The 10,935-nt window shown below is 62.6% G+C and carries 8 protein-coding genes and 1 pseudogene; 1 reads left to right on the top strand and 8 read right to left on the bottom strand.

Annotated features, from left to right (window positions below; genetic code table 11):
- The 7 genes and pseudogenes from ABJN75_RS14195 to ABJN75_RS14165 form a co-directional block, all read right to left on the bottom strand.
- Positions 1-1,385: DNA repair protein RecN (locus ABJN75_RS14195; RefSeq protein ID WP_348440232.1), on the bottom strand; the 1,385-nt coding region annotated here is incomplete at its 3' end.
- A gap of 11 nt (positions 1,386-1,396) precedes the next feature.
- Positions 1,397-2,263 (bottom strand): annotated as a pseudogene (locus ABJN75_RS14190) (outer membrane protein assembly factor BamD).
- Positions 2,264-2,446: 183 nt separating this feature from the next.
- Positions 2,447-3,400 (bottom strand): UDP-3-O-acyl-N-acetylglucosamine deacetylase, encoded by a 954-nt coding sequence (gene lpxC / locus ABJN75_RS14185; protein WP_348440231.1) that lies wholly within the window; start codon positions 3,398-3,400, stop codon positions 2,447-2,449.
- A gap of 292 nt (positions 3,401-3,692) precedes the next feature.
- Positions 3,693-5,399, bottom strand: coding sequence for a cell division protein FtsZ (gene ftsZ, locus ABJN75_RS14180; RefSeq protein ID WP_348440230.1), 1,707 nt, complete (start codon positions 5,397-5,399; stop codon positions 3,693-3,695).
- Between the two features lie 58 nt (positions 5,400-5,457).
- A complete protein-coding gene (gene ftsA / locus ABJN75_RS14175) occupies positions 5,458-6,786 on the bottom strand; it encodes a cell division protein FtsA (protein ID WP_348440229.1) in 1,329 nt (442 codons plus the stop codon).
- On the bottom strand, positions 6,783-7,703 hold the full coding sequence (locus ABJN75_RS14170) for a cell division protein FtsQ/DivIB (RefSeq protein ID WP_348440233.1): 921 nt from the start codon (positions 7,701-7,703) through the stop codon (positions 6,783-6,785). Before ABJN75_RS14170 ends, ftsA begins: the two co-directional genes overlap by 4 nt.
- Positions 7,700-8,638 (bottom strand): D-alanine--D-alanine ligase, encoded by a 939-nt coding sequence (locus tag ABJN75_RS14165; RefSeq protein ID WP_348440228.1) that lies wholly within the window; start codon positions 8,636-8,638, stop codon positions 7,700-7,702. The genes ABJN75_RS14170 and ABJN75_RS14165 overlap by 4 nt, the downstream gene beginning before the upstream one ends.
- A 413-nt stretch (positions 8,639-9,051) precedes the next feature.
- Here ABJN75_RS14165 and ABJN75_RS14160 point away from each other — a divergent pair, with 413 nt between their 5' ends.
- Positions 9,052-10,179, top strand: a complete 1,128-nt coding sequence (locus ABJN75_RS14160) for a P1 family peptidase (RefSeq protein ID WP_348440227.1) — start codon at positions 9,052-9,054, stop codon at positions 10,177-10,179.
- Between the two features lie 30 nt (positions 10,180-10,209).
- Here ABJN75_RS14160 and ABJN75_RS14155 read toward each other — a convergent pair.
- The coding region (locus ABJN75_RS14155) for a GGDEF domain-containing protein (RefSeq protein ID WP_348440226.1) at positions 10,210-10,935 on the bottom strand (726 nt) is incomplete at its 5' end.

The following is a 10,935-nucleotide window of genomic DNA, read 5'->3' as shown; positions in this document are numbered from 1 at the left end:
GTATCGATCTCGTCAAACACCAGCGTCGGCGCCGAGCCGCGATCGGCCAGCGCCACCTTGAGCGCCAGCAGGAAACGCGAAAGTTCGCCGCCCGAAGCCACTTTCATGATCGGACCGGGCCGGGAACCGGGGTTGGTGCGCACATGAAAGGCGACCGTGTCGATCCCGGTCGGCCCGGCATTGGCTGCATCGCTGGCCATTTCGACGATGAAATCGGCTCGCTCGAGTTTCAGCGCCGGCAATTCCGCCATCACCGCGCCAGTCAGCGCCTCGGCGGTCTCGTGCCGGCGCACGGAGAGTTGCTCGGCGGCTTGCAGGAACGCCACCCTGGTTTCGCCGACCCGGGCCTGCATCGCCGCCAGCCGCTCTTCGCCGGCATCGAGATCGCCAAGATCAGCCACCATCTGCGCCGCCAGGTCCGGCAGCGCCTCGACGCGGACATTGTATTTGCGTGCCGCGGCCCTGAGCGCAAACAGCCGCTCCTCTGTCTCTTCAAGCTCGCGCGGATTGAAATCGGCGGATCTGAGCGCGGCTTCCACCGCGGTTTGCGCGTCGGCCAGCGCATTGAGCACCGCATCGAGCGCTGCCACGGTGTCGTTCAGCAATTCCGGCGCTTCCTGGGCCTTGCGTTCAAGCCGCCGCATCAGGCCGCTGACCACCGGCATCGGCGAAGCCTGGCCGTTGAGCACTTCATTGGCCTCGTTGATGTCGCTGGCCATCTTCTCGGCCTTCATCATCAGCGACCGGCGTTCGGCGAGTTCTTCTTCCTCGCCTTCGCCAGGATGGAGTTTTTCAAGTTCATCCACCGACGAGCGCAGAAAATCCGCCTCCCGCCGCGCCGCCTCGACTTTCGCCCGGTGGGTCTTCAGCGTCCGTTCCGCCTCGCGCCAGCTTTCATGCAGCCGCCCGACATCGGTGGCGCGATCGGTGAGACCGCCAAAGGCGTCAAGCAGCGACCGGTGCGCATCGGTTTCGACCAGCGCCCGGTCATCGTGCTGACCGTGAATTTCAACCAGCAGCAAGCCGGCCTCGCGCATCAGCGCCACGCTCGCCGGCTGATCATTGAGGAACACCCGGGTACGGCCATCGGCGGATTGCACCCGCCGGAACACCAGGTCGCCATCATCGTCTATGCCATTGTCGCGCAACAGCAGCCGCGCCGGATGGTCAGAGGCAACGTCGAACACCGCCGTCACCTGCCCCTTGCCAGCGCCATGGCGCACAAGGCCGCCATCGCCGCGACCACCCAGGGCGAGCGAAAGGGAATCAAGAAGGATGGATTTGCCCGCACCGGTTTCCCCGGTGAGGACAGACAGTCCGGCGTCGAACTCGAGATCGAGTTTCTCAATCAGAACGATATCGCGAATCGACAGCTGAACCAGCATCGCCGCCCGCTTCAGACGCCGACGAGGCGAGACCCGGCGCGAGAAATCCAGGAGCCCTTGTTTACCCTCGGCCCCAGGCCGCGGGTCTACAGGAGCTTGTAGGAATCCGCATACCACTGACTGTCGGGGAAATTATGCCCGAGCACGGCCGCCGCCGTCTGTGCTTCGCTTTCCAGCCCCATCGCATAATAGGTCTCGACCAGACGCGCCAACGCCTCCTCGACCTGCCGGGTGTTGGGATACTGCTCGATCACCTGGCGGTACCGGTTGGCCGCAGCCACATATTCCTTGCGCTCCTGATAGTAGCGCCCGACCTGCATTTCCTTGCCGGCAAGCTGGTCGCGCGCATAGCGCAACTTGGCCTGGCTATCTTCCACATATTCCGAATCAGGATACCGCTCGATCACTTCCGTAAACGCCGCAATGGCGCGCGCCGATGTGCGCTGATCCCGCGTCACCTCGGGGATCTGCCGGTAATAGGCGAGCCCGACGATATATTGCGCATAGGCCGCATCTTCGTCATTGGGATAGAGGCTGAGATAGCGAGACGCGGTGTTGATCGCCTCGGAATACTGTCCCTGCCGGTAATTGGTGAAGGCGCTCATCACCATCGCCTTGCGCGCGTATTCCGAATAGGGGTGTTGCTTGTCGATGGCCTGGAACTTGCGGCTGGCCTCGGTCAACTGCCCGGCCTGCAGGTTGGCAAGCCCCTGATTGTAAATCACGTCGGCAGGCTCGATGGATTGCGCATAGGCTGTGATGTCGATATCCGGATCGGATTGGCAACTGGTCAGAACCGACGAAACGCCAGCCAGCCCGGCGACAAAAAACGCAACTCTAACCGCGCGTCTGCGCCCGCCCTTGACCGAAGTGTACATCCTGCAAAACCTCTCAACTGCCGCAGATGCAAACGCATCGCGGAACCAGACCCGCGTTTCTATCCGGAAATACCCGAACTTCGCAACGTCATGAAGACGCTTTGCCGCAATTTTGTGGCAAGCACCCTATTCAAAAACAAGGTTATAGACCGGAATTGCGTGGGATGAACCGGCTTTGGCCGCTCAAAGAGCCCAGGGAGCAAAGGCTGCGGCGTTGACAGCCACCAGTTCGCCATGGCGAACCGTATTCCGGCGCGCGGGAGCCTCGACAACCTCATAGGCCGACTGATCAGCCAGCAAAGCCCGCAGCGCAAGCGCATTGAGCTTGTGTCCACCGCGATAGCTGCGGTAGCAACCAATGAACTGGGCACCGGCCAGCGCCAGATCGCCCACCGCATCAAGCGTCTTGTGACGCACGAACTCGTCGCGGTAGCGCAAGCCTTCGACATTGATGACCTTGTCGTCGTCGCCGATCACCACCGAATTCTCAAGTGACGATCCCAGCGCATGGCCCGAGGCCCAAAGCCGCTCGACATCGCGCATGAAGCCGAAAGTACGGGCGCGGGCCAGTTCGCGGCGGAATGTGTCGGCGGTGACCTCACCCTTCCAGGACTGGCGTCCGATCAGCGGCGAATCGAAATCAATGTCGACTTCGAAGCGGGTGCCGTTGTGCTGGCTGAATTCCGCCCACGATCCGCCCATTTCGATGCGGACCGGCTTGATGACCCGCACGTAACGGCGCTTGACCGAATGATTGACGAGACCGGCATTGTCGATCGCATCGATGAACACGGCGGCGCTGCCATCCATGATCGGCACTTCGCTGCCATCGAGATCGATCGAGATATTGTCAACGCCGAGCGCATAGAGCGCGGCCATCAAATGCTCGACGGTCGCAACCGAGCGATCCGGAGCCCTGCCCAAAAGCGTGCAAAGATCGGTGGAGCCGACTTGGGAGGAGACAGCGCGAACGCTGATGATCTCACCGGATGAATGAGAGCGATTGAAAACGATGCCGGTGTCGGGATCGGCGGGATGGAATGAAATGGAGACGTTTTCGCCGGAATGCACACCGATGCCGGATAACGAAATTGACCTCGAAATCGTGGTTTGAAGGCCTACTACATCGCTGCTCATAAGGTCCGCCGTTTCCCGCATTATTTGGCACGACCCATCAAGGCCATGTAGTCCTCAGTCATCAGGAGCAATTCCACGTAACCCCCACGCGGTTGACTGCCCCATCCCCTTGTCGTCGATCTGCAAGATAAGGCGATGGTTCCCAGTTTCCAAATCACGCTTTTTTTCGCTCTGTTACGATACGGTTACACGACCAAAATTAGAACTACGCAATATTAACAATTAGTTAACAAAACGGTGCGGCGACCGTAAAGTCGCCACACCGTAAATGTTACACAATGTTACCGAACAATCATTTGCTCTGACGGCGCAGGAATGCGGGAATCTCGAGCTGTTCGTCCTCGTGACTCGCCCGTGCCTGCGGGGTCATCCTGCCCTGATCGTCAAGCTGGCCGCGGCGCGGCGCGTAAACGCTGGCCTCTGCCGACAACGGACGCCGTGCCTGCGGCGCCTGGCCGGGCTGCGCCGACTGAGGCGTGCCGTCGTCTTCACGGCGTCCAAGCGAACTCGACAACCGTTTGAGCAATCCCATCGGACCGCGTTCATCGGCATGGCCCTGGGGCTGCGAGCGATGTTCGATCTCGGCTTTGACCACCGGCGGGAAATCCTCGACGCGTGGCATCCGGATCGCTTCGGCTTCGGTGCGCATCACCGGCGCGGCTGCTGCCGGCTGCTGCGGAGCCGGCGCGGCGGGACGTGGCGCTGCGCTCACCGACGGCTGCTGTGGTGCGCCGACCTCGCCATTGCCGGCAAACAGGCGGCTTTGCGGCTGAAAACCGGGCTGCTGCGGCGCGGTGGCTGCCGGAGCGGCCTGCGCTTTTGCAGCAAGGTCGATCTGGGTTGCGATATCGAGTTCGCGTTCCAGCTCGGCTTCCGCTGACAAGATGGTTTCGGCCACCTGATCCTTGGCGGCAGGCGCCGTGGCAGGCTGTGAGGCCGCAGCCGGACGGGCGGCCTGTGGCTGAGCGCTGACGCTGGGCCGGGCGGCCGGGCGCGGCGCCGTCATCGACGGACGCTGTTCAACTGCACCTTCAACCCGGTCAATACCGGTGGCGACGACCGAGACGCGGATCAGGCCTTCGAGCGCTTCGTCGAAGGTGGCGCCGAGGATGATGTTGGCGTCGGCATCGACTTCCTCGCGGATGCGGGTCGCTGCCTCGTCAACCTCGAACAGCGTCATGTCGCGGCCGCCGGTGATCGAGATCAACAGGCCCTGCGCGCCCTTCATCGTGGTTTCGTCGAGCAGCGGATTGGCAATCGCGGCTTCCGCGGCGGCCATTGCGCGGCCCTCGCCCGAAGCCTCGCCGGTGCCCATCATGGCGCGGCCCATTTCGCGCATCACCGAACGGACGTCGGCGAAGTCGAGGTTGATAAGGCCTTCCTTGACCATCAGGTCGGTGATGCAGGCAACACCGGAATACAGCACCTGGTCGGCCATCGCGAAAGCGTCGGCGAAGGTGGTCTTGTCATTGGCGATGCGGAACAGGTTCTGGTTCGGGATCACGATCAGCGTATCAACGCATTTCTGCAGTTCCTCGATGCCGGATTCGGCCAGCCGCATGCGGCGCTGACCTTCAAAATGGAACGGCTTGGTGACCACACCGACGGTGAGGATGCCCTTGTTGCGGGCGGCCTGGGCGACAACGGGGGCTGCACCGGTGCCGGTGCCGCCGCCCATGCCGGCGGTGACGAAGCACATATGGGTGCCGCTGAGATGATCAAGGATCTCGTCGATGCACTCTTCAGCGGCCGCACGGCCGACTTCCGGCTGCGATCCGGCGCCAAGACCTTCGGTCACGGCAGCACCAAGCTGGATGATCCTTTCGGCCTTGGACATGGTCAGTGCCTGGGCGTCGGTATTGGCGACGACGAAGTCGACGCCCTGCAGCCCTGCATTGATCATGTTGTTGACGGCATTTCCGCCGCCGCCGCCGACGCCGAACACTGTGATGCGCGGCTTCAGCTCGGTGATGTCCGGCTTCTGCAAATTGATGGTCATGGCACCCGTTCCTTCCTTGTCGCTTGGCCGCACCGCCGCGTGGGCCAATTCGGTAGATTCAAAAGCTCTCTTTAAGCCACTGCCCCATTCGGGACAGGCGGCCGCCTGCGCCGGCCATGGCGGCAAAGCCGCCCTCGCCCGCGCCATGTGTTTCAAGATGGGCGACCTGCGGATAAATCATCAGGCCCACCGCCGTGGAAAAAGCCGGCCCCTTGGCCGCAGCCGGCAGTCCGGAGACTCCCAGCGGCCGGCCAATTCGGACATTGCGCGCCAGAATCCGCCGCGCCGATTCGGACAGGCCAGTAAGTTGGCTGGCGCCGCCGGTCAGCACGATGCGCTTGCCGACAAGCGAACTGTAGCCCGATTGCTGGATGCGGTCGCGCAACATTTCCAAAGTTTCCTCGACCCGGGCGCGGACAATGCGCGAAACCAGTCCGCGCGGCACATGGGTCGGCAAATCACGCTCGTCCTCGCCGATCGGCGGGATCGAGATCACATCACGGTCTTCGCCCGCCTGCGGCAGCGCCGAACCGTGCACCACCTTGATGCGCTCCGCGTCGTCAAGCCGTGTCGACAGCCCGCGCGCCAGATCCATGGTCACATGCTGGCCGCCCAGAGCGATCGCATCGGCATGCACCAGCTTGCCCTCGGAAAACACCGAGATCGTGGTGGTGCCGCCGCCCATGTCGATGGTTGCACAGCCCATTTCGGCTTCGTCGGAGACCAGCGCCGCAAGCCCGGAGGCATAAGGTGTCGCCACCATCGCCTCGACGGTGAGATGGGCGCGATTGATCGACAGTTCGAGATTCTTGAGCGGCGCGCGGTCCGCTGTCAGCACATGCATGTCGACGCTCAGGATATCGCCGTACATTCCGGCGGGATCGCTGATGCCGCGCTCGCCATCCAGCGTGTAGCTCGAGGGCAGCGAATGCAGGATGGCGCGCTCGTTGCCCTGGCTCTGGCGCGTTGCCGCATTGACCACCTTGGCGAGATCGCCCGAGGCGATCTCATGACCGCCCAGATTGACCGAGGACGAATGGATTTCGCTTTTCAGCCGCCCTGCGGTGACATTGACGATCAGGCTCTCGACCGTGACGCCGGCCATGCGCTCGGCTGCATCGACAGCGAGCCGAACCGAGTTTTCCACCGCGTCCATGTCGCAGATCACCCCGGCCTTGAGGCCGCGGGACTTCTGGTGACCAAGCCCGATGATCTCGATCTTGTGGGTGCGGCCGGACAACACCTCGCTGCCCTCGACCGGGGTCAGCCGACCGATCATGCAGACCACCTTGGACGAGCCTATGTCGAGCACAGTGACAATGCTGACACGCTTGGTCGACAGCGGCTTGAGCCGGGGCAGTACCGATGAGGGGCGGAACAGGCTCACGATTTCGTCTCCGCCTTGATGGCTTTCGCCCGGGCTTCCAGCGCCTGCTTGCGGCGTTCGAACGAAGCTTCCGAGAGCCTCAGTGTCACCCGGTCTTCGAGCCGGAGGTCGACGGCGGTGATATCGCGCGACAGCACATCCCGGCCCGCGTCGAATTTGGCCAACCGCTGCAACGCCGCGCCGATATCGTCTTCGGGCAGGCTCAGCGTCACGCCATTGTCGAGCCGGAGGTCCCAGCGCCGGTCGGCGATACGGATTGCCGCCTTGACCCGGGCGCGCAGTGCGGGATGAAACAGAAGCCGCGCTTCGAGCTCGTCGGCGGCGCGATCAGCACCCAGTCCGACATAGAGCGGCAGATCGGCGTGACGCGCGCCGGTCAACGGTGCAATCACATCGCCACGCACATCAATCAGCGACAGCATGTCGCCATGCTGCCAGATGCCGACCGGCTTGCGCTCGGTCAGTAAGACCGACAGGCCGCGCGGGTAGATTTTCTGCACCTGCGCATCAGTAACCCAGGGCAATTCCAACAGCTTCTCGCGCGCCGCATGAGCATCGATGGCAACCACCGAGGTGGTGCCGTCAAGTCCGAGCTGCTGCAGGATGTCGATGTCCGAGGTTTCAGTATTGCCGCTGACAATCACGTCCTCGAGCGCAAAGCCCGCGCCGGTGGTCACCGCTTGTGTGACCGCATAGGTATGGCCGCCCAGCGACATGCCGTAAAAACCGGTTGCGGCAAGAAAGGCGAATGCCGCGACCGAGCCTGCATGCGGACGGATTTCGACCCGGCCGGTGGCGAGCGCGCCGACAAAGCGTGCCGGACGGCGCAGAAAACGCGGCAGAACAAACGCGCCCGGGAACGCGTCGCGTCCCGATGCCGTGACCGCTTGTGCGGCTCTGCCGTTGTTTTCCGTCATCGACGACACGAAGCGTCCTCCACCATCCAGCTGACAAATTCTTCAAACGAGTGCCCCGCCTGCAGGGCCATTTCGGGCGCCAGTGATGTCGGTGTCATGCCGGGCTGGGTGTTGATTTCGAGCCAGATGACCTCTCCATTCTCGGAGAAACGGTCATCATAGCGGAAATCTGACCTGCTCACGCCGCGACATCCGATCGCTTGATGCGCCTTCAAACTCAACCTACGTATTTTTTGGTAAACAATTGGTGAAATTTCCGCCGGGCAAACATGTTTCGAGCCCCCGGCGGCATATTTTGAATCATAATCATAGAAGCTGTGGCCCTGCGGCACGATCTCGGTGACCGCCAGCGCCACGTCGCCCATGATGGTGCAGGTCAGTTCGCGGCCCGGCACATAGCGTTCGACCATCACCTCGTCGCCATACTTCCAGTCCTTCGAGGTAATCACCTGCGGCGGATGCGACTGGTTCTCCTGGACGATGACGACACCGAAGCTCGAACCTTCATTGACCGGCTTGACCACGTAAGGCGGGGCCATCGGATGCGCCGAGGTGAAATCGTGCCGGTTCATCACCTTCGATTCCGCCACCGGAATGCCCATTGCCTTGGCGACGATCTTCGACAGCCGCTTGTCCATCGCCAAGGCCGACGCGGTGACGCCGGAATGGGTGTAGGGGATGCCCAGATATTCCAGCACGCCCTGGATCGTGCCGTCCTCGCCATAGGGGCCGTGCAGCGCGTTGAAGGCGACATCCGGCTTGAGCTCCGCCAGCACAGCGGCGATATCCTTGCCGACATCAACCCGGGTGACCCTGTAGCCCGCGCCTTCCAGCGCGTCGGCGCAAGGCTTGCCGGAAGCCAGACTGACCGGTCTTTCGGAGGAAAACCCGCCCATCAGCACGGCCACATGTTTTTTTGGTGTGTCGGAAGTCATCAAAACCCTCGTCTCGCCGCCCTCGCGGACATCCTTTTGTCACCGATCAGTCCGCGCGCCCGGCTGCCCGGTTTCAACCGGGAACCGCCGAATTTGGCATGGTACAGGCCAGAATATCCGGCGAAGGTTGCGCCAAACCGATGCGCGCATGCCAGACCGGCTATTGTGTGGCGCGCGCCTGACGCGGGACGCATGGCACAACACCCGCACGACGCAAGGCTGAACCATGGGGAGCGTGGAATCAGAAAGGATCACGGATTGCAAGCAAAGGTTCACCGGAAGCCTTTGATGCGAGCCTGAGATTGACAGCCCCCGTACTCCTGGTGCGCAACCATCTTGCGCGCCTGGCCAAAGCCGTGCCATCCCTTTGCCGCACAGCAATGCCCCGTCTACCCGAGCAGGAACCCCACCCCATGTCCCTCAACCCCATGACCCCAGCCTGGAAATCCACCCCTTCCGGAAAAGTGCGCGCGCGGGGGCTGGGATTGCCACTCGAAGGCAAGTGCGGACCGTGCAATGCGATCACCGACGTTGCCGGCGTCAGCGTCGGCTATTCGACCCTGATCGAGGGCGACGGAGTGCTCAAACAGGGTGCAGGTCCGGTGCGCACCGGCGTGACCGCGATTCTGCCGCGCCCGCGCGAAACCATCCACGAGCCGCTGTTTGCCGGCTTCTTCAGTCTCAATGGCAATGGCGAACTGAGCGGTACCCATTACATCGAGGAGACCGGCAAGATGGCACTGCCGATCACCATCACCAATACCCATTCCTGCGGCATCGCCCGCGATGCAACGATCCGCTGGGCGGTGGACTGGCTGGCCGAGCGCTATCATGACGATTTCGCGCTGCCCGTGGCGGCTGAAACCTATGATGGTTTCCTCAACGACATCAACGGCTTTCATGTCGAGGCGCGGCATGTGCTCGACGCGATCGATGCCGCACACGGCGGGCCGATCGAGGAAGGCAGCGTCGGCGGCGGCACCGGGATGAAGTGTTTCGGCTTCAAGGCCGGCTCCGGCACATCTTCGCGGCTGGTCGGCTATGAGGACGAAGAGTTCACGGTCGGAGTGTTCGTGCAGGCCAATTTCGGCACGCGCCGGCATCTGAGCGTGCTGGGTCGAAACATTGGCACTGACCCGGACCTGCCACCGATGGTGACCAACACCAAAGATACCGAGCTGAGCTCGATCATCGCCATCATCGCCACCGACGCGCCGTTTCTGCCGCACCAACTCAAGCGGCTTGCACGGCGCGCCAGCTTCGGCATCGGCAGGACCGGCGGCATGGCTACCCATGGCTCGGGCGATCTGTTCCTGGCGTTCTCGACCGCAGCGTCGGATCTCGGCGGCGGCGCCATCCGCACCGTGCGTTTCATCCCCGACGAGGACATCGATCCGTTCTTCGAGGCCGTGGTGCAGGCCACCGAGGAGGCAATCCTCAATAGCATGATCGCCAACCAAACCATGGTGGGCCGTGACGGCAACCTGGTCCCGGCACTGCCGCACGAAGCGGTGAAGCGCGTGCTTGGACTGGAAGGTTAAAGCGCCGGACCAATCCTCCGGACTGGCGGTTCAAGCGACAGCTGTGTCCGACTGACCGGGTTCCGCCTCACCGGTCTCGTAAGACAGCACGATCCGGTCGCGCCCACCGGTCTTGGCCGCATACAACGCCTTGTCGGCGCGTGAAAAGGCTTCGCCGAATTTCTGCTCCGGCAAAGCCCGGGCAATGCCGCCGGAGACGGTGACCGAGAGGTCTTCCACCTCCGCATCGATCCGCATCCCGGCGATACGGATACGAGCCAGTTCACCGAGCACGGCAAATTCCGAAAAACTCAGCTCTGCGCTGAACGCGGCGAACTCCTCGCCGCCGATGCGCGCGCAAACCCCGTTCTCGCCAAAGACTTCCGACAGCATGTCGGCGACCTTGACGATCACCTGATCGCCAACCGAGTGGCCGTATTTGTCGTTGACCCGTTTGAACCGGTCGATATCGATAACCAGGAGGAATTTCTCCCTGTCGCAGCTATCGAACTGTTCCAGAAAGGCCCGGCGGTTGGCCAGACCCGACAGCATGTCGGTGCGGCTGAGCCGTTGAAGTTCGGCGCGCGATACGCCGAGGTCGTGAATTGCAAACCCGACCGCCACATAGGAAACCGAGGCGAGAAAGAAGGTGATCGGCGGCGTCAGAAGGCTGGCTATGACCAGCGCGGAACCAAGATCGTAGGGCAAGATGCCAAATCCATACAACAGGAAATGGCAGGCGAGGTTGAGACCATAGGCGAACGCCGCCGCCTTGAG

It is taken from the genome of Hoeflea sp., assembly GCF_039975035.1.
Classification (GTDB): domain Bacteria; phylum Pseudomonadota; class Alphaproteobacteria; order Rhizobiales; family Rhizobiaceae; genus Hoeflea.
Note: the sequence above shows the minus strand (reverse complement) of the source record. Positions and strands in the feature narration are given on the sequence as shown.

What these genes read in the sequence shown, in the direction of transcription:
- lpxC (WP_348440231.1), bottom strand. Translation starts at nt 3,400, where the DNA reads ATGAGCAGCGATGTAGTAGGCCTTCAAACCACGATTTCGAGGTCAATT.
- ftsZ (WP_348440230.1), bottom strand. Translation starts at nt 5,399, where the DNA reads ATGACCATCAATTTGCAGAAGCCGGACATCACCGAGCTGAAGCCGCGC.
- ABJN75_RS14170 (WP_348440233.1), bottom strand. Translation starts at nt 7,703, where the DNA reads ATGACGGAAAACAACGGCAGAGCCGCACAAGCGGTCACGGCATCGGGA.
- ABJN75_RS14165 (WP_348440228.1), bottom strand. Translation starts at nt 8,638, where the DNA reads ATGACTTCCGACACACCAAAAAAACATGTGGCCGTGCTGATGGGCGGG.
- ABJN75_RS14160 (WP_348440227.1), top strand. Translation starts at nt 9,052, where the DNA reads ATGTCCCTCAACCCCATGACCCCAGCCTGGAAATCCACCCCTTCCGGA.